The organism is Sorangium sp. So ce128, from assembly GCF_051525245.1.
Classification (GTDB): Bacteria; Myxococcota_A; Polyangia; order Polyangiales; family Polyangiaceae; genus Sorangium; species Sorangium cellulosum_B.
The window spans coordinates 9,629,095-9,652,459 of the sequence record NZ_CP150313.1 but is presented as its reverse complement, the minus strand read 5'-3'; the positions used below and the strand labels follow the sequence as shown (position 1 = coordinate 9,652,459).

Here is a 23,365-nt window from a genome sequence, read left to right as displayed (position 1 = left end):
TTTTTGTCATGGTTCCCCTCAGGAAGGGGATGACCATGGATAGCATTGGCGAAATCCTCAACAGGAAGGGCCGGAACGTCTACACCATCTCGCCGGATGCAACCGTCTTCGAGGCTGTGCAGTCGATGTGCGTGCGGCGCGTGGGCGCGCTGCTCGTGAGCATCGACGGGTCCCCGAGAGGGATCATCAGCGAGCGGGACGTGATGACGCGGGTGATCCTGGCCCGACGCGATCCGGCGGACACGCCCGTCGCGGAGGTGATGACCTGCGGGGTCGTCTGCGTCGAGCCGAGCACGTCGGCGCGGCAGGCCATGGCGGTCATGACCGAGCGACGCTGCCGTCACCTGCCCGTGGTCCAGGACGGGCGGGTGGTCGGGATGATCTCGATCGGCGACCTCGTGCACTGGGTGAGCCGCGAGCAAGAGGCCGAGATCAAGATGCTGACCGAGTACGTGCAGGGGGTCTACAGCTGAGCGCCCGGCAAGCGGCTGCCTCTCCTCCGGGCTGCCTGTGCCATCGTCCCGCTGGATGGCCCCGGACGGAAAAAAAGATACGCTGTCCGCATGCGCCAGCTTGCTTCGTCCCTCGCCGCCCTCTCGCTCCTGCTCTCGTTCACCCCGCCAGCCCTCGCCGAGGAAACCGTCACGGAAGCGCAGTGGGCGAAGTCCTACGGCTTCCGTCTCGGCGTGGAGGCGGACGTGCTCACCAGCACCATCGAGGCGAACCTCCCCGACTGGGAAACCGTGAGCAGCGACGGGACGAGCGGCGCGTGGGAGGGGAACTCCTTCGTGGCGTCCTTCGCGGCGGTCGCCCAGATCAAGCTGATCGGGGGGCTCCACCTCGACGCCGAGCTGCCGTTTGCGTACGGGAGCAGCCAGGCGAGCGAGCCCGGCGCGGGGGAGCACGACGCGGCGACCGTCGCGCCGGAGCTCGAGGGGTTCTTCTTCGGCAATCCCTCGATAGGACTTCACTACGCCGGGAACATGTCCCCCATGCTGATGCTCGTCGGCGGGCTCTCGGCCTCCATCCCCATCACGCAGGATCCGTCCGACGACACGAAGGCGGCCGCGGCGGCGGCGCTGGCCGTGCGCGGGTACTTCGACACGCAGCGGGCGCTCCTGGAGCACGTCCCGCTGCGGGCCCGCGGCGGCATCGAGCTGCGCCCGATCGAGGCGCTCTATGTACGGAGCGATCTCGTGGCGATGTTCGCCATCCCCACGGGCGGCGGCGACACGGAGTTCTTCATCGAGCAGAGCAACGAGGCGGAGCTGCGCAGCGTGGGCGGGTTCGGGGTCGGCGCGCGGCTCCAGGCCGCGTTCCCGCTCACACAGACCGACAAGCTGCAGCTCGCGGCCGAGCCCTTCGTCGGGGTGGAGCCACCCGCGTCGGGCCTGTACTTCCGGGCCGGGCTGCTCGTGGCGCTGGACGAGCCGCTCGGGTTCGGTCTGGAGCAGGGAAAGCTCGCGACGGTCCGTGTCGCGGTGGGGGCCAGATTCTGAGTTGGCCGCGGCGCGTGGCGTCAACGGATAGGGACTGCGGGACGGACCTGGGCTGGCACGGGGGGGTCTGCTAAACATCACTGCGAATGAAGCGACGGACAGCAGACCTCAGCGCCGATGATCTGCAAACGCTCGCGCGCTCCCCCGACGAAGGTCTTCGCGTCAAGGCGGCGCTGCACCCGCGCACGCCGCTCGCGACGCTGCTCTCACTCGCCTCCGACCAGGCCATCGGCGTTCGTCGCGCCCTCGCCCGCCGCATGGGCGCTCCTCGCGAGGTCCTCGCGCAGCTCGCGCGTGACCCCACGCGCCCCGTCCGGTGCGCTGTCGCCGCCCATCCGGGCTGTGACGAGCCGCTCCGCCGCCTGCTCTGGACCGACAGCGACGGCGACGTGCGCGCGGTCGCAAAACACGCCGCAGCGATTCCGCGTCACTTCAGCGACGACCTCGCGCGGATCTTACGCAACGAGGCGGTGCCCGCTTCCGTGCTCGCCGAGTTCGCCGAGCTGGGAGGCCAGGCACGCCGCGCCGTCGCTTCGCATCGCGAGTGTCCGCGCGGCTGGCTCGAACGCTTCCGTCACGACGCCGACGCAGCCGTGCGGCTCGTCGCCGAGACGCGCATGGGTCTCTCCCTCGACACACTGCGCGCCTTCGCGCGACACCGATCGCCTTCTTATCGCGCCGCCGCCGCCGCGTCGCTGCCGTGGAGCGACGCCAACATGACCGCGCTGCTCGCTGATCGGCAGGAAGTGGTTTTGCTCGCGCTCTTGCGGCGCCCGGACTTTCCCACCGCCTTTTTCGACCAGATCACAGACAATCCGTCACGCGCCGTGCGTCTGCTGCTCGCAACCCACGAAGCGCTCGATGCGGCGCGCTTGCACCGCTTGCTACGCGACCCGCTCGCGGAGGTTCGTCTACGTGTGGCGCAGCGCCGCGTGTTGAGCGCCGAGCAGTTCGAAGCGCTTGCGAACGACGACGACTGGGTGAAGCGCGAGCTCGCGAAGCGACCCGATTGTCCCGAACCGTGGCTACGCCAATGGATTCGCGCCCCGAGCGAATTGTTGCGTAGCGCCGTGTTCAGGAATCCAAGCGTGACGCCGGACATCCTCGTCACCGCGAGCGCCCTGCGCGACAACCATCGCCAGATCGCGGAGCACCCGCTCACCCCGGAGCCGCTACTCATCCAGCTGGCCGACTCCGCCGACATCTTCGTTCGTGGCGCCGTCGCGAACAATCCGAGCACGCCCGAGCGCGTTCTGCGGCAACTCGCGCGTGACGCCGATTCGTATGTGCGCTTGCACGTTGCCCGCCACGAGGCATGTCCACTGTCCCTGCTGCTCGAGCTCGAACACGACCCAGACTTCGTCGTGCGCCGTCACGTCGTATGGCGCCCCGACTGTCCGCTCGACACGATGAAGCGGCGCGCCGCGGACGAAAACGTGAACGTCCGTTACGCCGTCGCGGACCACCCGCGAGCCACCGCCGCTCTGCTGTCGGGGCTCGCGCGTGACGAAGCGTTGTCCGTGAGGGAGCGTGCCAAGGAACGTCTCCGTGGCTCCTGACGACGCTGATCGCATGGACGTGTGGCTTGGCAGAAAAGGAGGTATCTTTGTCCTTTCTGCCAAGGTGCCATCGTGGGATGGTCCGGTCAACTCCGGCAGAGAGGCGCGTCATGGAAAGGCCGTTCACGATCGTCTTCATCCTGTACCCACGGCTCACGCAGCTCGACTTCACGGGCCCGTTCGAGGTGTTGCAGCGCCTGCCCGGCGCGCGCCTCGTGGTGGCCTCTCGCGAGGGGGGCTCGCTGTCCGCCGACAGCGGCCTCACCTTCAGCGGGCTCGCCCGCCTGTCCGACATCACCGAAGCGGACGCGATCTGCGTGCCGGGGGGCTACGGCCTCACGGCGGCCCTCGGAGATCGGGAGCTCGTCGCGCATGTCCAGCGCCTCGGTCGCGCCGCGCGCTACGTCACCTCGGTGTGCACGGGCTCGCTGCTGCTCGCCGCCGCGGGCCTGCTCGACGGCAAACGCGCCACCTGCCACTGGGCGTTCCGGCCGCTGCTCGCCGAGCTCGGCATCCAGACCGAAGCGGCGCGCGTCGTGCGCGACGGCAACGTGATCACGGGCGGCGGCGTCACCGCCGGCATCGACTTCGCGCTCACCCTGGTGGCGGAGATCGCCGGCGCGGACGTCGCTCGTTCCATCCAGCTCGGCATCGAGTACGATCCGCAGCCTCCCTTCGACTCCGGCTCCCCCGAGACCGCGCCCGCCGAGGTGCTCGCCCGCGTCCGCGATCGCGCCCTGCTCCAATATCCCGAGCGCCGCACCGCCCTCCTGGCCGCGCTCGCCCGACCGGTGTGACCGCGCTCCCGGGAGCCTCCTCTCTGTCCCTCCGGGAGAGGATCGGGGTGCGGGGCTGGTCGTGAGCCCCCGCGATCCCCTTGAGCCCGGCGACGCTCGCCTCCACGCTCATGCCCACACCGCGCGGCCGCTGAGCGCAGCCGCTTTGCTCGGAGATGATCATGCCCCTCGAACGCCCTGCCCTGAACCCCAGCGATCTCGAGCCCCGCACCAGCTCGACGTACCCCGAGTCGCTTCGCGCGCGCGTCACGCCGCGCGAGAAGCGCGCGCTCGGCGACGCGCTCGGCCTGACGAAGATCGGCGTCAACCTCACCACGCTCTTCCCGGGCAAGGAGTCGGCGCTGCGGCACCACCACTCTCACGAGGACGAGCTCGTCTTCGTGCTGGAGGGCGAGGTGGTGCTGCGCACGGACGACGGCGAGCAGGTGCTCACGGCGGGTCAGTGCGCGGGCTTTCCGGCCGGCGCGCGCAACGGGCATCACTTCGTCAACCGCAGCGCCGCGCCAGCGCGTTACCTCGAGATCAGCAACCGCGATCCCGAAGACAGCGCGGAGTATCCCGACGAGGATCTCGCCGTCCGCAAGGTGGGCGGCAAGTACGTCTACACGCACAAGGACGGAACTCCGTACTGAGTGGATGAGGTGGTGAATGACCGCCGCGAGAGATGGAATCAGGTCCACGCGGCGCGGGGACGCAGCGCAGAGCAGGTCAACCGCGCGCCGGGCGACGGCGCCGGAGGGCCATGATGCCGAGCAAGGCGAGCGCGGCCCCGCCGGTGCCCCGGCGCGGATCGCTCGATGTAGCTCCCGCCGCGCGGCACGCGCAACCGCCGTCGTCCCCTGATTCCCTGCCGGCGGAGCTGCCGCTCGAGCTGCTGTTACTGGTGGAATCGCCGCCAGAGCCGGAGCCGCCGGAGCCGCTGCTCGAGCTGCTGCTGATGGTGGAATCGCCGCTCGATCCGTCAGAGCCGCCGGAGCCGCTGCTGGTGGTAGAAGCGCCGCCGGAGCCGCCGCTGCCGCTCATGCACGCTCCGCCGACGCACACACCGCCGGTGCACATCGCGCCATCGGGGGCGCTGTCGTCCGCGGGGCAATTCACTGAAATGCCCTTGCACGTCTCGGCGACATCGCATTCGCCGACGGCGGCACGGCAGACCCACCCCGCCGGCGCCAGCACATCGGGCGTGCAGGTCTTGTTGGCGCCGTCGCACTTCTCCGGGATATCACAGGGGCCCGCCGCAGGTCGGCAATCCGTCGTCACGTCGGCGACGGCGTCCGCCGGGCACGCCAAGTCGGTGCCATTGCAGCTCTCCGCGATGTCACAGGGCCCCGTGGCGGCGCGGCATTGCGTGCCCGCGGCGGCCAAGGCGTCCGGCGGGCAAGCGCCCGCGCTGCCGTCGCAGGCCTCGGCGACGTCACACGCGCCGGCCGACGCGCGGCATTGCGTCCCCGCCGCGAGCTTGGTGTCTGCCGGGCAAGCGCCGGTGTTGCCGTCGCAGACCTCCGCGACGTCACACACGCCAGCCGACGCGCGGCATTGTGTCCCCGCCGCGAGCTTGGTGTCTGCCGGGCAAGCGCCGGTGCTGCCGTCGCAGACCTCCGCGACGTCACACGCGCCGGCCGACGCGCGGCATTGCGTCCCCGCCGCGAGCTTGGCGTCCGCGGGGCACTCAACGCTCGTCCCATCGCATACCTCGGCCGCGTCGCAGCCCCCCGCGGCCGCTCGGCATTCGGTGTTCGCCTCCAGCGCACCGCATGTCCCGTTCACCGCGGCGCCCGCGGCCGCGCTGCACGCCTGGCAGTCGTTTGGCACGCCCCCGCCGCAGGCCGTGTCGCAGCACACGCCATCGACGCAGAACCCGCTCGCGCACTCGGCCCCGGTGGCGCACGGCTCGCCGCTTGTCTTCTGCATCACGTATACATAAGCGGAGCCGGAGGAGTTGCCCTTGTCGTTGTCTCCCTTCGCCCCCACGAGCGCCGTGCCGTCCGAGAGCGCGACCGAAAAACCGAAATCGTCGTCCTTCCTCCCGTCGGTCGCCACGAGCGTCGCCTGTTGGGTCCAGACGCCGGCGCTGCGCCGGAACACGTAGGCCGCGCCGGCGTCCCAAGTGGCGCTGTCGGACAGGAACGCCCCCACGAGCGCCGTGTCGCCCGACAGCGCGACCGAGATGCCGAAATAGTCCCGCGGCTCCCTGTCGGTCGCCACGAGCTTCGCCTGCTGGGTCCAGACGCCGAGTCTGCGCACGAACACGTAGGCCGAGCCGGTGTCCACGAAGACGTCGTCGTCGTCTCCTTGCGCCCCCACGAGCGCCGTGTCGCCCGAGAGCGCGACCGCGCTGCCGAAATAGTCATCCCGCGCCGGGTCGCGCGCATGGAGGCTCGCCTGCTGGGTCCAGACGCCGGCGCTGCGCACGAACACGTAGGCCGAGCCGGGTTGAAAGCCATGGCCGCCGGGCGACGCCACGAGCGCCGTGTCGCCCGAGAGCGCGACCGCGCTGCCGAGATTATCGAGCGCCGCGCCGTTGGTCGCCACGAGCTTCGCCTGCTGGATCCAGACGCCGGCGCTGCGCACGAACGCGTAGGCCGCACCGGAGCTCGAGCCCTTGTCGTCGTCTCCTTGCGCCCCCACGAGCGCCGTGTCGCCCGAGAGCGCGACCGAGCCGCCGAAATAGTCGCTCTCCGCCCCGTCGGCCGCCACGAGCTTCGCCTGCTGGGTCCAGACGCCGGCGCTGCGCACGAACACGTAGGCCGAACCGGAGCTCAAGCCGTCGTCGGAGTCTCCGCTCGCCCCCACGAGCGCCGTGTCGCCCGAGAGCGCGACCGAGCCGCCGAAATAGTCGCTCTCCGCCCCGTCGCTCGCCAGGAGCTTCGCCTGCTGGGTCCAGACGCCGGCGCTGCGCACGAACACGTAGGCCGCGCCGGCGATTTGCCCAGCGTCGTCGTCTCCTTCCGCCCCCACGAGCGCCGTATCGCCCGAGAGCGCGACCGAATCGCCGAAACGGTCCATCTCTGCGCCATCGCTCGCCAGCAGCTTCGCCTGCTGCGTCGCGATCAGCGGGTCGATCTCCACCGGATACGCCGCCCCCGCGTCGTCCACGTGAATCGATATCTGCCCCGCCTCCACCGAGAGCCACGCTGGCAGCGCGTCCCCCTGCGCGTCCTTCACGAGCAGTTCCGCATACGAGAGCGCCGCCCGGCCCTCGGCGTCCCGGAGCCGGATCGCCTCCCCGCGGCCGTCACCGTCTGCGTCGTCGAGCTCCGCCAGGAGATCCCCGCCGAGCTCGATCGTCACGACCTTCGTCCCGGCGCACGCGGGGGTCTCGGCGATCACGAAGCCCTGCTCGAGCCCCAGCGGGCCGTTGAGATACCACGCCAGGAGCCCTTCGTGACGATACAGGACCCGGTTGCCCTCCGCCTCGGGCTCGGCCTCGGAGACCGCGGACACCGCCCCCTCGCACCCGAGCCCCGCCGCGCGCATCGACAGCGACCACGGCGCATCGTCCGACGCGACCCACGCCCCTGAGCGGTCGAGCGTCGTCGCGAACCGCTGCGCCTCGTTCTCCACCAGAAGGCGTCCCGGCTGCAGGACCATCGCGGCGTACGCTTCCGACGCCGCTCCCTGCACCGCGGCGATGTACGCCGCGCGCAGGTCCTCGGGCGTCGTGGCCGACGATAGCCCCGCTGCCGGCGCCTCCTTCGCTTCGAGCCCCGCCCGCTCCGATGCCTCGGGAGGGCTCCCGGGGAGGCCGTCCGTGGCGCACGACGCCGCCACGACGGCCATGGCAGCGGCGAAGACGCCGCGGAACCACCATCCACGAGGCCGCAGAACGGTAAGAGAATGCATTTAAAAAAGGTATGCCGAGTGAGGGAGCCGTGTAAACCACGTCACGCACGGCGACGCGCGTGGCCCAGGTGAGCTGATCGGGCGGGTGGCGAGCTCGGCGCGGCGTGGGGCTGCGGCGTCGAGCCGCCGCAGCCGAGGCGCGCGAGCGCTCCGATCAGGAGCAGGCTGCGGGCGAGCACGCCTCTGAAGCGCGCTTCCCACAGGGCTTGTTCAGATTTCCGGCTGCGGCCCGTCATCGAGGACCAACAGGTCGAGATCGCGGAGCTGCTCGCGGTCGCCCACGACGTCGATCCGGGCGATCTTCCCCTGCGCGAGCGTGAAGCGCAGCACCCGGAAGAGCCGCCCTTGCGGGGCCACGACGATGCCCACCGTGCCGTCCACGAGGGCGGGGCGGGCGAACCTGGCGCCGCGCGCGGCCGGGATCGCCTGCTTGGCCCAGGCGCGCGCGCCGCGGACCTCGCCCCCGGCCGGGGGCTCGGCCGTGGCGTCGGCGTGGATCACGACGTCCGGATCGAGGATCGCCACGAGCGCGTCGAAGTCGCCGCCGCGCATGGCCGCGATGAAGGCGTCGACGACCCCGCGCTGGCGGCCGACGTCGGCGTCCGGGGACGGGGGCGCGCCCTGCACGCGGCGGCGGGCGCGGCTCGCGAGCTGCCTCGCCGCGGCCGGCGAGCGCCCCACGATGGCGGCGATCTCCTCGAAGGGCACCGCGAACAGGTCGTGCAGCACGAAGGCGAGCCGCTCGGCGGGGGTCAGCGTGTCGAGCACCACGAGCAGCGCGAGGCCGACCGAGTCGGCCAGCACCGCCTCGCGCTCGGGGTCGGTCCCGGCCTCGCGGTCCGCGGCGGGGTCGGGCGCGGCCATCGGGTCCTCGCGCCGCGCCTTTCTGGAGCGCAGCATGTCGAGGCACACCCGCGCCACGACCGTCGTCAGCCACCCGCCCAGGTTCTCGACGCCGCTCGTGTCGGCGCGGCTCAGGTGGAGCCAGGACTCCTGCACGGCGTCCTCCGCCTCGCTCAGGGAGCCGAGCATCCGGTACGCCACGGCCTGCAGATGGGCCCGGTGGGCCTCGAACCGCTCCGCCAGCCAAATATTTTCATCCATCGGTCACACTCCCTCGTCGTGCTTCGTCATGGCTGTGACGGACGAACCCTAGCCGATGTGACGACGCGAACGGACGTTCAGCGCCCGGTCACGGTCGGCGAGCACACCCGAACGCCTCGGGAGGAGCACGAACATGCTGAAAGCACGGATGAAGAACCCCGCGATGGTCATCCCCGACGTCATGCAGCCGATCTACGCCCTGATCGGCGCTGTGAAGAAGAGCGGCGTGCCGGCGCGGACGCTCGAGCTCGTCCACCTGCGGGCGAGCCAGATCAACGGGTGCGGCTTCTGCGTCGACATGGGCGCGCGCGAGATGAAGAGGACGGGCGAGACCGACGAGCGCCTGTTCGCCGTGGCGGCCTGGCGCGAGGCGCCCTATTTCACCGACGCGGAGCGCGCCGCGCTGGCGCTCGCCGAGGCCGCGACGAGGCTCAGCGATCGCGCGGATCCGGTGCCCGACGACGTCTGGGAGGAGGCCGCGAGGCATTACGACGAGCCGGCGCTCGCGGCGCTGATCCTGCACATCGGACTGACCAACCTCTTCAATCGGGTCAACGTCACCACGAGGCAGATCGCCGGCTCGGTGAAGTTCGAGGCGCGCGCGGACAACCGCTGAGGGAGCGTGACGCCCGGTCCTGGAGAGCGGCCGCCGGGAGGCGTGCTCGCTTGACGATCTCACGATGATCGAGCGCGTCGTCAGCTCACCGCGTCGAGATCGAGGAGCTGCGCAAAACTCGTCGCCAGGGGCTGCACGGCGGCGCCGCCGAACAGGGACAGGGCGAAGGCACGATCGTCGGGCTGCATCGCGACGATGACCGTGTCCTCCCAGGTGACCGCACAGGCGATTGCATTGGAGAACCAGAGATCGCCGAACGCGCGGCGCCGCGCCTCGTCACGGAAGCGCGCCAGCGTGTCCGGGCGCTGCGTGCGTTCGGCGAGCACGCTGTGGATGGGCAAGACGTGGCGCGAACGATCTGCGAGCGCCGAGACGCAGAGGAGCTGGGACAGCGAGCCGGCCAGCACCTCGCCCTCGTCCGGCGCGATGTTCGCGAACGAGTATCCGGTGCGCGTGTTGATGAGCTCGAGGCGCGCCTCCGCCCCTTCGGACTCCACCAGGTAGAGATCCTCGAACGGATCGTCCCGGCCGAGGGCGAAGAGCGTGAATCCTTCGGGTGGCGCGTCGCGGGTCGCGGCCAGCGCTTCGTCGAGGCTCGCGGCGCTCGCGTCGAACGGGCCAAGGGTGAGCCACGCTGCGTCTGCGCCGAGCAGCTCGAGGAACCGGCGATGAACCGGCAGCAGCGCACGCCCCATGCGCGATTCGATCCTGCGGAGCGTCGCGGCGTCGGCGCCGCGGACGGCGCCGGGGAACGACGCGTCCAGCGCGGCGCAAAAGGTCACGACGCGGTCGATGTCATCCATGGCTGCGGCTCAGATTCCTTGGTTGGGCGGAAGCACCGAGTTGGTGTTGAACGGCGCGCCGCGCTGCTGCCCTCCCTGCGTGCACAGGAGGTGGCCCAGGTAACGGCGACAGCTAGGACAGGACGCCTGGAGCTGGCCGTCTTGCCGCCCGTGCGCCGTGGGCCCCACCCATATCTCCGCCATCGAGGTCACGCGCAGGCCGAAGTCGAGCGCGTGCGCGAGCAGCGCGCTGGCTGCGCAGCGTCCGAAGGTGGGGCCGACGGCGGCTGGAGCGTAGTCGCGGAACCCGCGCGAGGCGCTGAAGATGCGGTATCGATTGTTCGAGTGCCGAGACCAGTAGCCGTTCGGAGGGGCGCCCAGGCCCGCGAAGTTGCCCGAGACAGCGCGCAGGCGCACCTGCGTGCCGTTCATGCGGGTGGCGCGCAGGACGCCGATCATCTTTCCGGCCGTGCCCAACCCTCCGGCAGGGTTCAGCGAATCCACCGGGACATTGGCCAGCCAGGCGAAGTTGAGCGGGCTCGCTGCGCGGAGCGGAGCGGCGACCGCGCGGAGGGCGTGTATCTGGTTGCGCAGCGCGATCACGTCCAGCACGGCGTCATTCTGCGCCAGATCGGGGTCCAGCCAGTGCTCCACGTTTCGACCGTTCACCTGGCAGCCGGCGCACAACCCTCCATGATGGTGATTCGCCGTCGGCGCGACCGTGGCGACCCCGCCGGGCGCATGGGGCCGCTGGCGGGCGCCGACGGCCGGTCCGTGGAGACACGCAGCGGCCGCGACGGGGGTCACGTACGCGCCGCCGGCGGGTGCCAGGTCCACGCGGGAGCATGCCTCGCGCCGGACCTCGACGTTGGTCACGGCCGTCGCGTGGACGCCGTTGACCGTATAGCGCACGGTCACTTGCTCGGTGCCGTCGTCGTCCGCGATGAGGCGGATGCGGTCGAACCCGACGCCATGATTGCCCGGCTGATTGGGATCGATGGCGAGCACGTTCGCCCCCCCGAGCGTCCACAAGAACGTTCCTCCGGGCGGCGCGAAGGCGGCGGTGAGCACCACGCGATGCCGCGGGTAGCCCTGGGGGCGCACGATGGGCGCGGGCGCGGGCGCGATCTGCACCGCGACGACGGATGCGCGGACGATGGCCATCGCCGTGTGCGCGCCGACGGTATACCGGACCCGCACGCGCTCGGTCCCCGGCGCGGCGCCCTCGATGGTGGCGGCGGCGTTGTTGCCCGGCGCGACGCCGCCCGGGAACTGGACGACATTCGTCGCGTCCGGCAAGTCCCAGGCGTAGGTGCCGCCGCCGGGAGCGCCCGCCGCCTGCAGCGCCATCGTCGGAGCCGGAACGGCGTGCGCCATGGTCGGCGTCAGCGGCAGGAGCTGCACGGCGACGACGGCCACCTGCGCGTCGGCGTGCGGAGTCTGACCGGCGAACGCGTACGTCACGCGCACGGCCTCCACGCCGCCGGTGAGCCCCACGATCGTTGCGTTGGGGCTGTTGATCGGCGCGGCGCCGCCCTGGAACTGCACGACGCCCGCCGCGTTCGGCAACGTCCACGTATACGTGCCTCCCGCTGGAGCCCCGACGGCCTGCAACACCTGCACCGGCGCCGCGCCCTGATCGCGCGTGAGCACGACCGGCGTCGGCTGCACCGTGACGGTCACGACGACCGGCGCGGCTCGAACGCACGGCTGGCTGACGAGGCGCACCTCCTTGGAGGGAAACGCCGCGGAGGCGCGATCCGTCGACTCGAAGGACTCGACCGGATCACGTTTGCGCTTCCCGGGGACGCCCTGCGTCATGGCTGCGACGCACGCTCGTTCGAGAGCAAGGCGCAAATCAGGTCCAGCCGCTGCGCCGCGGGCGTCCCCTGCCGGTCGATGATGTCGCGTACCCAGACGAACGCGGGGTCGGCGTCGAAGTCGTGGCCGAGCAGATACATGACGTTGATCACGCGGAGGACCTCGCGCTCGGTCGTGACGCCGTATCGCGCTGCCTTGTCGATGCCCTTCAGGATCGCCGCGCGCACGCTCTCCTCGCCCATCGCCTCGCATTCCCAGGGCCAGTTGTCCCGGAGACATCGGCTCACGCGCGCGACGAAGTCGGACTCCGCCCGGGCGGCCAGCGCCGCGAGCTGCTCGTCGCGAATGACCAGCGCCACGGGCTCGATCCTAGCGCAAGCGGCGTCGTTTGCCTATGGTCGTGCTGAGGCCGCACCGCCCCGCAGGCGCGCGGCAAGATTCCGCTCGTGGGGTTCGAGGCGGGGGCGTCGATTCGATCACCAGGTGATTCGAGATTGAAGAGGTGCTCGCGCGGATCAGGACGCACCTGAGCTTGCGCGCACGAGGGCGGGTATGAGCTGATCCAGAAGGTGCGGCAATTGCCGGAAGAGCGCGGGGGGAGCGTGCCGGCGCTGGCGTCGACCGCATTTGCGCGCGCCGGTGAGACTCCTCGCGGCATTCACGCAGCGCCATCCCGCCGTGGAGATCGAGATCGTCGCCTTGGACCGTCGCGTGAACGTGATCGAAGACGGCTTTGACGTGGCGCTGCATGAGGCCGTTCGCGCTGGCGCCGGGATCGCGCCCGTGCCCAGCATTCTCTGCGCAGAGGACGTGCGCAGGGGGCGCCTGGTCCGCGTGCTCGCCGACGGGGCATTACGACGAGCCGGCGCTCGCGGCGCTGACACTGCATATCGCGCTGACCAACCTCTTCAATCGGGTCAACGTCACCACGAGGCAGATCGCCGGCTCGGTGAAGTGGGAGGCGCGCGCGGACAACCGCTGAGGGGGAAGACGGGGAAGACAGGGAAGACGATGTGGGATTTGCGTCCTAAGAGCGACCAGAAGGGACGCTCATGCCCCGGCGCCCGGTGAGCCATGCGGTCCCGGCAGCGGCCAGAAGCGCGGCGGCGCCGAGGACATGGAGCCGGCGAAGGGCGACCCCCGTCTCGTCGGGATCGAAATCGGTGAGCGAGCTCCGCGCGCCGCGCGGCAATACCCAGGCGTCGCTCCCGCCGCCGATCGCGCGCAGCGCGCGCCCGAGCGTCTTCTCTGGCGCCATCCGGCTCTGAACGTACAGGATCCAGCGGCCCAGCGGCGTATGCCCCTTCGGCTTCTGCTCCATCGACGTGACGACGCGGCGGAGCTCGGCGGCCGTCTCGGCCGCGCTCCCCTCGCCCGGCAGGCGGGCCCATTCCCCGTGACCCGGCAACACCCACGCGAACCTCAGCCAGCCGGCCTCGGCCGCCGCGAGCAGATACCGCACCGAGCGGATCTGGCGCTCCCAATCTTCCCAGCATTGCAATCGATGCGCCACGAGTTGACCCAGGAAGCGCGAGTAGCTCAGGTGATCGCCGGTGAACAGGAAGCGGCCTCGGTACAGGAGGCATAACGAGCCCGGCGTGTGCCCGGGCTGCGGCAATAGCATCATCTCGGCCTCTTTGGCCGCCTCTCTCGAGAGCGGCTCCCCCTCGAGCGAGAGCGGGCCGAGCTCGTTCCCGAGCTTGATCTCCACGTCGCCGGTCGAGGGCATGTACTTGTTCTCACGGAGGTTCACGTCCGCGGCGCCGAGGATGCGGCGGCAACCCGGGAAGCGGCTGGCGAACTCGGCATGGTGGTTCGTGTGGTCCCGGTGCGTCAGAAAGAGCCATCGCACGCCGCCGTGCTCCGCGAGCCAGCGGAAGACCTCCTCGCTCGGCTTCGGGGGATCGATCAGCACCCCGCCTCCATCCCGCTCGATGAAATAGGACAGGGCGCTGATGTTCTTGATGGATGGGTGTCCGATGACCCAGACATGATCCTCGATGGGCCGCGGAAAACCGCGCCAAGGTGACCCAAGATCGCCCCGGCGAACCCGCGCCGCGCCCGGCTTGAGCTTGATGGCGCCGAACGGGCACGCCGCGACCGCCGTCCGCGCCGCCATCAGATCTTCCTTGCTCCGCGGCTGCCGCAGCACACCGGTGAAGGCTCCCTCCTCGTAGGAGCCCGGCAGCACCGAGAGGCGGCGGCCTCCCCGGAGGTCGCCGGCCGGCACCACCTCGCCCAGGAGCTCCGGCGCGTAGTTCCGGCACGTGGCGGCGCCGCAGCACTTGCGCGTAACGAAGAGCTCTCCCCACTCCTCAACATGCATTTCGTCTTGCATCGCGGTCCCTCGTGGATGGCAATAGCCAGTAGAGCATCTCTCGGCCGAGCTCGGCGTTGTCCATTTCTTCGCTGCCAGCCGTGGCAATGTCGAGAACGAGGGTAGGTTCTCCCGCTGCGCTTGACCAGGCAGCGACGGGCGAATAGCCCGTTCGAGCAGGCTGCACAATGTTCGACTTCGACGCGATGGCGACGTTCGTGGAGGTGGTGCAGCTCGGGAGCTTCAGCGCTGCGGCTGCCGCGCTCGACGGTCAGCCAGCGTGTGGCCCGCCTTGAAGCGTCGCGAGTCCGCCTGTTCGTCGACATGCTCGTCGCCGAGTTCCACAAGCGCGAGGCGGCGACCGTCGAGCTTCCCGCCAGCGACGAGCGAAGCGCACGCGCAAGGCGAACGACGAAAAGAGGAGTGCGGCGAGAGTAGCCGTGTGGCCTGAGCGCGACCGAACGCGCTTGGTCAACACCGATGCCCTCGGCCGTCTGGCTTGGTCCGGTTTGGTTCGGCGCTCGTGGTGCCTGACAAGCTGACGGGTGCGGTGGCTCAGCTCGAACAGGAACCCGCTCGGTCGCCGTGAGACGCGGGATGACCACTGCCTTGTCGTGCAGAAGAGGTCGCCCGAAAAAATCCCCGGAGGGAGGATCGCTTGTCGCATTCCGTCCTGCTCGACACTACGATGAGGCTCCGACAGCAGCGCCCCTGAAGGATGCGAGGGGGGCAATGATGGAGCTGCGGGATTACACGCTGGAAAAGGTAATCTACGACGGCACCGAGACACGGGTATGGCGCGCGGTCCATGTCCCCTCGGGGGCGCGTGTGGCGATCAAGATCCCCGTGGCCGAGGTGGCCAGTCCGCGCGTGATGGGGCGGCTGATCCACGAGCACCAGGTGCTCATGCAGCTCGCCGAGGTGCCCGGGGTGGCGCGCGCGCGGGCGCTGGAGCAGCGGGGCGGCACGGCGGCGCTGGTGCTGGAGGATCCCGGCCTCGGGTCGCTCGATCGCCTGCTCGCCAAGCAGGGGCGCGTGCCGATCGGGGCGGCGCTGCGGCTCGGCCGGCTCCTGTCACGGGTGCTCGAGGGGGTGCACGCCGCCGGCGTGATGCACAAGGACATCAAGCCGCAAAACGTGCTTGTGGACGAGGCGTGCGAGAGGGTCACGCTGCTCGACTTCGGCATCGCCTCGCTGCTGTCCCAGGAGGCGACCGAGGCGAGCATCCCCGAGGCGCTGGAGGGGACGCTGGTCTATATTTCCCCGGAGCAGACGGGGCGCACAGCGCGCGCGCTCGATACGCGCACGGACCTCTACTCGCTGGGGGTGACGCTCTTCGAGGTGATGTCGGGGCGGCTGCCGTTCACGGAGCGCGATCCGCTCTCGCTGGTGCACGCGCACCTGGCCAAGGACCCGCCTCCGCTCGACGCCGTCGCCCCGGAGGTGCCGAGGGCCGTGGCAGCCATCGTGGCGAAGCTCCTGGCCAAGGATCCCGAGCGGCGCTACCAGACGGCCCGCGGCGCGGCGGAGGATCTGGAGGAGGCCCTCCGTCAATGGGACGAGCGGGGCACGGTGGAGCCGTTCGGCCTGGGAAGAAAGGACTTCTCGCGCAAGCTCCGGTTGCCGCAGGTGCTCGTGGGGCGGGAGCGCGACGTCGAGCGGGTGGGCGAGTCCTTTGCGCGCGCCGCGCAGGGCATGACGGAGCTCCTGCTCGTCGGCGGCCCCTCGGGCATCGGCAAGACGGCGCTGGTGCGCACGGTCTACAGGGATATCGCGCAGGCGGGGCGCGGGCTCCTGATCGCGGGAAAGCACGATCAGCTCGCGCGGTCGACGCCCTATGCAGCGCTGGCGCAAGCGTTCGGGGCGCTGATGCGCCAGTGGCTCTCCAGCTCGGAAGCGGTGCTCGAGGCCTGGCAGGAGCGGATCCGGCGCGAGGTCGGGGACAACGCGCGGCTCATCGCGGACGTCGTGCCGGAGCTCGACCTGGTCATGGGCAAGCTGCCGCCGGTGCCGCCGGTGGAGGGCGAGCAGGTGCTCAACCGGCAGAAGCTCACGTGGCTGAATTTCGTGCGAGCCGTCACGGCGCCGAACCCGCCGCTGGTGATGTTCCTGGACGACATGCAATGGGCCGACAGCGCCACGCTGATCATCCTGCAGACATTGCTGACGGACGTGGAGCGCAAATCGCTGCTGGTGATCGCGGCGTACCGCGACAACGAGACGCCGCCCGAGCACCCGCTGTGGAAGCTCGTGGAGGCGGTGGAAAAGAGCGATGCCAACGTCTCGCGGATGACGGTGGGCCCGCTGTCGGCAGAGCAGGTGCAAAAGTGGTGCTCGCGGACGCTGGAGAGCGAGCCCGCGCGGGTGGAGCCGCTGGCGCGCGTGCTTTCGCGCAAGACCCGCGGAAACCCCTTCTTCCTGGAGCAGCTGCTGCTCTCCCTGCACCGGCAGAAGCAGGTGGTGAGGGACCCGGAGACCGGGGCGTGGCGGTGGGAGCAATCGTCGCTGGAGAAGGCAGGCGTCACCGACAACGTGGTGGCGCTCCTGACGGACAAGGTCCGTGAGATGCCCGAGCCGACGCAGCAGCTCCTGGGGCTCGCGGCCTGCGCAGGCCACACGTTCCACCTGCACGACCTGGAGCGGCTCAGCGGGTGGGAGCGCGCCCGCGTGACGGGGGCGTTATGGCCGGCGCTGGACGCGGAGCTGGTGGTGCCGGTCGATGGGGCCTACCGCCCCGCGCAGGCGCTCGGGGTCATCGGCGCGGCGGCGATGGACGCGGCCTACCGGTTCCTGCACGACCGCGTGCAGCAGGCGAGTTATGAGCGGATCTCGCCGGAGCAGCGGGTGCTCGCGCACCTCGAGATCGGCCGTCGGCTAGAGGCGCGTTATCGGGCCGAGGGGGGGACGGCCCAGCAGTTCCTGGAGCTCGTGCGGCACCTGAACCTGGGCGCGGCGCGGCTCCGGTCCGTGGAGGAGCGCAAGGAGCTCGCGCGGCTGAACCTGGAGGCCGCGCGCGCCGCGAAGGCGGCGAGCTCGTACCGGTTGATGACCCACCTGCTGGACAGCGCCCAGGCGCTCCTCGGCGAGCGGGCCTGGGAGCAGGAGCGCGCGCTGTCGGTGGAGATCGGGCTCGAGCGGCTGGAGGCCGCCTATCTGCTGCGGGAGTTCGACGACGTCGAGGCGCGGGCGCTCGCCTTGCTGGACAGGCCTCTGCCGGAGGTCGCCTGGCTCTCGGCGCAGGAGATCCGCACGCGCTGCTGCGTCGCCACGGGCCAGTACACGCGGGGAATCGGGCTCGGGATGGCCGCCCTCGCGAAGCAGGGCATCACGTTCCCCGACACGGATGAGGCGTGCCAGGTCGCGCTCCTGCGAGAGTCCACCGCGCTGGATCAATGGCTCGATCACGAGCCGGACGGGTTTGATCGAATGCCGGTCGATCCGTCGCTGGAGCACCGGCTCATCGACGCCCTGATGACGCAGGCGCAGCTCTGCGCGATCTACGGTGGCCGGCCGATGCTGTATTCGCTCGTCATCGCCCGCATCGTGTCCGAGGCGATACGGCGGGACGCGCTCACGCCCGCCGCCACCCTCATGATCTGCAGCTTCGCCAACGCGTGGTCGGTGGCGACGGGCATGTATCGCCGCACCATGCGCTGGCTCACGCCCGGGGTGCGCGCCGCAGAGCGGGTGGGCTCCGCGATGCTCCCCGAGTGCCTCGCGCTCAAGGGGATCTACCTGGGCCACTCGAGGCCCATCGATGAGGCGTCCCCCGTGTACGAGCAAGCCATCGCAGCCGGCCTGAAGATCGGGTCGTTTCAAGGCACGAGCTGGGGGCTCCTGTGCGACTTGCTCTACTACCGGCTGTGGCGCGGCCTGCCGCTCGGCCAGGTCGATGCGCAGCACAAGGCGCGCTGGGAGCTGGTGCAGCGCGCAGGGGACGCCGTCGGACGACACCACTTCGAGCTGGTCGCGTCCTTTTGCGATGTCTTGATGTCTCCTGACGGCGCCGAGCGCCTCCTGGAGGAGGAGCCGTTGCCGCGAGGTTCTCGCTCGCTCCTTGCCGACGGGGACAGGTACACCGGAGGGTTCGCTCGTACCCTGGAAGGGTATCTGTTCTGCGCCGTCGGCAAGTGGGAGCGGGCGCTGTCGAGGATGCGGGAGGCGGAGCAATTCCAGGCGGACCTCCTCGGGATCCCGATGGTGACAGACATCGCGCTCTTTCTCGCGCTCGCAGCAGCGAAGCGCTGGCCCGACGCCGTCACGGACGAGGAGCGGGCGCGGCTGCGGCAGCACATCGAGCACAGCCTCGCGCGATTGCGCTACTTCACCGAAGGCTGCGAGGCCAATTTCCTCCACAAGCTGCGCCTCGGCGAGGCGGAATACGCCCGCGTCCTGGGCAAGCCCGACGAGGCAGCGGCCAGATACGACGAGGCCATCGAGCTGGCCCGCGAGCACCGCTTCCTGCACATCGAGGCCCTGGCAGCCCAGCTCGCCGCCGAGTCTCGGCTGGAGGAGGGCAAGAGCCACGTCGGGGCGATGTACCTGCGCGAGGCGCGCGACGCCTACGCGCGCTGGGGTGCTGACGCGGTGGTCGCCCATCTGGGCGCGAGGTATCCCGCCGTGCTCAAGGCGTCCATGCACGAGTCGGCCTCCGAGCGCACGACCGTGACGGCGACCACCACGACCTCGGGCGGGTCCACGGGCGCGAGTTTCGACGTGAAGACCGCGGTGCGCGCGGCGCAGGCGCTCTCGGGCGAGCTCGACCCGGGGCGCGTGGTGGGCCGGCTGATGGAGCTCACGCTGGAGAACGCGGGGGCGCAGCGCGGCGCCCTGGTGCTCAGCGAAGGGGAGGCGCTCTCGGTCGTCGCTCGGCTCTGGGTGGAGGGGACCCGCATCGAGGCGGGCCTGTCGGAGCCTCTCGGGCAGAGCCACGACGTGCCGGTCTCGGTGGTGCAATATGCGGCCCGCACGGGCGAGCCGGTGGTGACAGGCGACGCGCGGTCCGACGCGCGCTTCGCCGGCGACCCGTACCTGGCATTGCACGCGGTGCTCTCGCTGCTGGCGCTGCCCTTGACGCATCGGGGCCACGTGGTGGGCGTGCTGTACCTGGAGCACCGCGACGTGCCGTCGGCGTTCCCTCCGGCGCGCGTGGAGCTCCTGTCGGTGCTCGCCTCGCAGGCGGCGATCGCCGTCGAGAACGCCGTGCTGTACCGGGACCAGGAGGTCAAGATCCAGGAGCGGACGGCGGAGCTGCGGATCGCCAAGGAGGCGGCCGACCGCGCCAATCGCGCGAAGAGCGATTTTCTCTCGAGCATGAGCCATGAGCTGCGCACGCCCCTCAATGGCATCCTGGGCTACGCTCAGTTCCTCATGCGAGCGCCCGAGCTCTCGCCGAAGAGCCGCGAAGGGGTGCAGATCGTGAAGAAATCGGGCGAGCACCTGCTGGCGTTGCTCAACGACCTCCTGGACCTGGCGAAGATCGAGGCCGGCAAGATGGAGCTCGTCCTCCGGAGGTTCGACTTTCCCTCCTTCGTGCACAACGTGGTGGATCTCTGCGGCGTGCGCGCCGAACAGAGGGGCATCGCCTTCACGCACGAGGTGCGGGGCCCGGCGCTCGCCGCCGTGCACGCGGACGAGAAGCGCTTGACGCAGGTGCTCCTGAACCTGCTCGGCAACGCCATCAAGTTCACCGAGCGCGGCGCGGTCACCCTGCTCGTCGACGTGCTGGACGACGGCGGAGATGGGCAGCGCGACGTGCGCTTCCGGATCGAGGACACGGGCGCCGGCATCGCCCCGGAGCACCTCGCGCGCATCTTCGAGCCCTTCGTGCAGGTGGGAGACCAGAGGGCGAAGAGCGAGGGCACCGGGCTCGGCCTCGCCATCAGCAAGAGGATCATCGAGCATATGGGCGGGACCATCCATGTCGAGAGCGAGCTCGGCAAAGGCAGCGCGTTCATCGTGACGCTCACGCTCGCCGAGGCGCTCTCTTCCGCGGCCGCCGACGAGGCCCCGGCGTGGGCCACGATCACCGGGTATCGCGGCGAGCGCCGCAAGATCCTCGTCGTGGACGACAACCCCGGCAACCGCGCTTTGTTCTGCGATCTGCTGGTCCCCATCGGCTTCGACCTCGTCGAGGCCGACGGCGGCGAATCCGCGCTGCGGCTCGCCCTGGAGCACAGGCCGGCGCTGATCCTGATGGACCTGGCCATGCCAGGCCTGGACGGCTATGAGACCACGCGCCGCCTTCGGCAGATGCCCGAGCTCGGCGGGGTGGTGATCCTGGCCTCGTCGGCGAACGTCACCGCCGCCGAACAGCCGAAGGGGGCCCACGCCGGCTGGGACGACTTCTTGCCGAAGCCGGTGCATGCCAGCCTGCTCTTCGAGAAGATCGCGCGTTTCCTGCGCGTGGAATGGACGCATGAACCGGTGAATGCCGCCGCCCCCACGGCGGTGAAGGGGGATAGCGCGCTGGTGCCGCCCTCGGCCGAACAGCTCTCGCTGCTGTCGCGGCTGGTGGCGTCGGGCCGTATCCGGAAGGTGCTGGCGGAGGCGGAGCGGATGCAGCAAAACGAGCCGCGACTCGGCCCCTGGCTCGATCAGCTCCAGACGCTGGCGCGGACGTACCAGATGCGGAAGCTGCAGGAGTTCGTCGAGGAGCACGCCGCGGTAGGCCAGGTGGTGGCCGACGGAAAACGATCATGAGCAGAGCCTCTGCGCCCGGCGCTCGTGAGCCCACGATCCTCATCGTGGACGACATGCCCGCCAACCTGGCCCTGCTCGTGGATCATCTGGAATCCGCGGGTCATCAGGCGCTCGCCGCCGAGGACGCGGAGGCGGCCCTGAAGCGAGCCAGCCTCATGAAACCCGACCTGATCCTGCTGGACGTTGTGATGCCCGGGATCGACGGGTTCGAGACCTGCCGGCGCCTGAAGGCGGCCGAGGGCACCCGAGACATCCCGGTGATCTTCATGACCTGCCTCGGAGAAGTGGCGGACAAGATCGTGGGGTTCGAGGCGGGGGGCGTCGATTACATCACCAAACCGTTCGAGATCGAAGAGGTGCTCGCGCGGATCAGGACGCACCTGAGCCTGCGCGAGGCGCAGAAGGAGCTCGAGGCGAAGAACGCGCAGCTCCTGCGTGCCCAAGAGGAGCTGGAACAACGGGTGCGGGAGCGCACGGCCGAGCTGGCGAGCTCGAACGCCGCTCTCGAGGCGGAGAACGCCGAGCGCCGGCGCGCGGAGGTCGCTTTGCGCGAGAGCCAGCACCTGCTTCAGGCCATCATCGACAACTCCACGGCGGTCATCTACGTCAAGGACCTCGAAGGACGCTTTTTGATGGTCAACCGCCGCTACGAAGAGTTGTTTCATGTGACCGCGCGGTCGATCGCCGGCAAGACCGAGTATGATTTGTTCCCCGCGGAGTGTGCCGACGCATTTCGCGCTTTCGACAAGCGGGTGGCGGCGGTCGGGGGGCCGCTGGAGATGGAAGAGATCGTGCCCCAGGACGATGGGCTCCACACGTACATCTCGATCAAGTGTCCGCTCTTCGACGAGTCGGGCCGGTCGTATGCGGTTTGCGGGATCTCCACGGACATCAGCGATCGAAAGCGGACCGAGGCGGAGCGGGAGATGCTCCTCTCCCGCGAACAGGCGGCGCGGGCGGAGCTCGAGCGTACGGGGCGGCTGAAGGATGAGTTCCTGGCGCTGCTGAGCCACGAGCTGCGGACGCCGCTCACCGCGATCCTCGGCTGGTCGCAGCTGCTCCGCATGCGCGGCCCATCGGACGAGATCCTGGGCCGGGCGCTCGGGACGATCGAGCGGAACGCGCGGGCGCAATCCAAGCTCGTCGACGATCTCCTGGACATGTCGCGCATCGTCGGCGGGCGGCTGAGCCTCGACGTGGAGGTGGTCGATCTGGCCGAGATGCTCGAAACGCTGCTGGAATCGGCGGAGCCGGCGGCGAAGGCGAAGGGGATCCGCCTGGAGCTCAGCGTCGAGTCGGCCGGGGAACAGGTCATGGGGGATCCGAATCGCCTCCAGCAGATCGTGTGGAATCTGGTCAGCAACGCGATGAAGTTCACGCGGCAAGGCGGGCAGGTGAAGGTATCGCTGCGCCGCGAGGGGACGTACGCGCGCCTCGCGGTGAGCGACACGGGGATCGGCATCGCGCCGGAGTTCTTGCCGTACGTATTCGAGCAATTCCGGCAAGCAGACGCCTCGACCACGCGCGAGTACGGCGGGCTGGGTCTGGGTCTCTCGATCGTGCATCACCTGGTGGAGCTTCACGGGGGGACGGTGGAGGCGGCCAGCGCGGGGAAGGATCAGGGGGCGAGCTTCACGGTGAAGCTGCCGCTCTCGGCCAAGCACGTTGAGGCGCTGGCCGGAGGAGAGCCGCCGCCGTTGCCGCAGCGCCGGCCGTCATGGCACCGCGCCGGGGAGCTCTTGAGCCTGAAGGGGGTGCGGGTGCTGGTGGTGGACGACGAGCCGGACACGCGAGAGCTGCTCCTGCGGATACTGGCGGAGTGCCAGGCGGAGGTGCGGACAGCGGGTTCGGTCGTGGAGGCTCTGGCGGAGCTGGAGCGGCACCAGCCGACGGTCCTGGTGAGCGACATCGGTATGCCGCACGAGGGCGGGTATGAGCTGATCCGGAAGGTGCGGCAGTTGCCGGAAGAGCGCGGGGGGAGCGTGCCGGCGCTGGCGTTGACCGCATTTGCGCGCGCCGAGGACCGCGCGCGGGCGCTCATGGCCGGATACCAGATGCATCTGGCCAAGCCGGTGAAGCCACCGGATCTGGTGGCGCACGTGGCGACGTTGGCCGGGCGAATCCATGGCGGGGCGAGATGAGGATCGACGCCGCCTGCTCCGATCCGTTCGCCGCGCACGCTGGGCCCGGCGCGCTCCGAGATCAGCTCCATGCCCGCACATTGTGGACTGGCTGCGCCCGGGCTGGAGAGCACGGCGGCGCCGGGGCGAATTTCCCTCGAACGGCCGTGCGGACCGCTTGATGCAGCGCACAGAAGCGCTCTAC

General features: G+C 70.2%; 16 protein-coding genes. 10 read left to right on the top strand and 6 right to left on the bottom strand.

Annotated elements, in window-relative coordinates:
* The first annotated feature begins 35 nt into the window (after positions 1 to 35).
* The 5 genes from WME82_RS36660 (at position 36) to WME82_RS36640 (ending at position 4,487) form a co-directional block, all read left to right on the top strand.
* Positions 36 to 473 (top strand): CBS domain-containing protein, encoded by a 438-nt coding sequence (locus WME82_RS36660; protein ID WP_437741136.1) that lies wholly within the window; start codon positions 36 to 38, stop codon positions 471 to 473.
* A 90-nt stretch (positions 474 to 563) separates the two neighbouring features.
* Positions 564 to 1,499, top strand: a complete 936-nt coding sequence (locus tag WME82_RS36655; protein ID WP_438039115.1) for a hypothetical protein — start codon at positions 564 to 566, stop codon at positions 1,497 to 1,499.
* Positions 1,500 to 1,585: 86 nt separating this feature from the next.
* Positions 1,586 to 3,058, top strand: coding sequence for a hypothetical protein (locus tag WME82_RS36650; protein ID WP_438039114.1), 1,473 nt, complete (start codon positions 1,586 to 1,588; stop codon positions 3,056 to 3,058).
* A gap of 110 nt (positions 3,059 to 3,168) precedes the next feature.
* The gene (locus WME82_RS36645) at positions 3,169 to 3,855 is read left to right on the top strand and encodes a DJ-1/PfpI family protein (RefSeq protein ID WP_438039113.1); all 687 of its coding nucleotides are present in this window, start codon (positions 3,169 to 3,171) and stop codon (positions 3,853 to 3,855) included.
* Positions 3,856 to 4,016: 161 nt separating this feature from the next.
* Positions 4,017 to 4,487 carry a cupin domain-containing protein gene (locus WME82_RS36640; protein WP_438039112.1) on the top strand — a complete coding sequence of 157 codons (471 nt, stop codon included), beginning with the start codon at positions 4,017 to 4,019 and terminating at the stop codon, positions 4,485 to 4,487.
* A 76-nt stretch (positions 4,488 to 4,563) separates the two neighbouring features.
* Here the strand turns inward: WME82_RS36640 and WME82_RS36635 are convergent, their stop codons facing one another.
* Complete coding sequence (locus WME82_RS36635) at positions 4,564 to 7,635, bottom strand: MYXO-CTERM sorting domain-containing protein (RefSeq protein WP_438039111.1); 3,072 nt, start codon at positions 7,633 to 7,635, stop codon at positions 4,564 to 4,566.
* Positions 7,636 to 7,908: 273 nt separating this feature from the next.
* Positions 7,909 to 8,802 carry a sigma-70 family RNA polymerase sigma factor gene (locus WME82_RS36630; RefSeq protein WP_438039110.1) on the bottom strand — a complete coding sequence of 298 codons (894 nt, stop codon included), beginning with the start codon at positions 8,800 to 8,802 and terminating at the stop codon, positions 7,909 to 7,911.
* Between the two features lie 136 nt (positions 8,803 to 8,938).
* On the opposite strand from WME82_RS36630, the gene WME82_RS36625 reads away from it, so the two are divergent.
* Positions 8,939 to 9,418 (top strand): carboxymuconolactone decarboxylase family protein, encoded by a 480-nt coding sequence (locus WME82_RS36625; RefSeq protein ID WP_438044968.1) that lies wholly within the window; start codon positions 8,939 to 8,941, stop codon positions 9,416 to 9,418.
* Between the two features lie 80 nt (positions 9,419 to 9,498).
* Here WME82_RS36625 and WME82_RS36620 read toward each other — a convergent pair whose 3' ends face one another.
* Genes WME82_RS36620 through WME82_RS36610 form a run of 3 tightly spaced genes read right to left on the bottom strand, consistent with a single transcriptional unit; the run spans position 9,499 to position 12,380 of the window.
* Entirely contained in the window at positions 9,499 to 10,221 is a 723-nt protein-coding gene (locus WME82_RS36620; RefSeq protein ID WP_438039109.1) for a hypothetical protein, read from the bottom strand.
* Positions 10,222 to 10,230: 9 nt separating this feature from the next.
* On the bottom strand, positions 10,231 to 12,021 hold the full coding sequence (locus WME82_RS36615) for a hypothetical protein (RefSeq protein ID WP_438039108.1): 1,791 nt from the start codon (positions 12,019 to 12,021) through the stop codon (positions 10,231 to 10,233).
* Positions 12,018 to 12,380, bottom strand: a complete 363-nt coding sequence (locus tag WME82_RS36610; protein WP_438039107.1) for a hypothetical protein — start codon at positions 12,378 to 12,380, stop codon at positions 12,018 to 12,020. The genes WME82_RS36615 and WME82_RS36610 overlap by 4 nt, the downstream gene beginning before the upstream one ends.
* Positions 12,381 to 12,769: 389 nt before the next feature.
* Here WME82_RS36610 and WME82_RS36605 point away from each other — a divergent pair, with 389 nt between their 5' ends.
* Entirely contained in the window at positions 12,770 to 13,003 is a 234-nt protein-coding gene (locus WME82_RS36605; RefSeq protein WP_437741122.1) for a hypothetical protein, read from the top strand.
* Between the two features lie 45 nt (positions 13,004 to 13,048).
* Here the strand turns inward: WME82_RS36605 and WME82_RS36600 are convergent, their stop codons facing one another.
* Positions 13,049 to 14,359 (bottom strand): MBL fold metallo-hydrolase, encoded by a 1,311-nt coding sequence (locus WME82_RS36600; RefSeq protein WP_438039106.1) that lies wholly within the window; start codon positions 14,357 to 14,359, stop codon positions 13,049 to 13,051.
* 167 nt (positions 14,360 to 14,526) lie between these two features.
* On the opposite strand from WME82_RS36600, the gene WME82_RS36595 reads away from it, so the two are divergent.
* The 3 genes from WME82_RS36595 (at position 14,527) to WME82_RS36585 (ending at position 23,181) form a co-directional block, all read left to right on the top strand.
* Positions 14,527 to 14,634, top strand: a complete 108-nt coding sequence (locus tag WME82_RS36595) for a helix-turn-helix domain-containing protein (RefSeq protein WP_438039105.1) — start codon at positions 14,527 to 14,529, stop codon at positions 14,632 to 14,634.
* 436 nt (positions 14,635 to 15,070) lie between these two features.
* Positions 15,071 to 21,040 (top strand): AAA family ATPase, encoded by a 5,970-nt coding sequence (locus tag WME82_RS36590; protein ID WP_438039104.1) that lies wholly within the window; start codon positions 15,071 to 15,073, stop codon positions 21,038 to 21,040.
* Positions 21,037 to 23,181: a response regulator gene (locus tag WME82_RS36585; RefSeq protein ID WP_438039103.1), complete on the top strand. Its 2,145-nt coding sequence runs from the start codon at positions 21,037 to 21,039 to the stop codon at positions 23,179 to 23,181. The genes WME82_RS36590 and WME82_RS36585 overlap by 4 nt, the downstream gene beginning before the upstream one ends.
* Positions 23,182 to 23,365 lie beyond the last annotated feature (184 nt).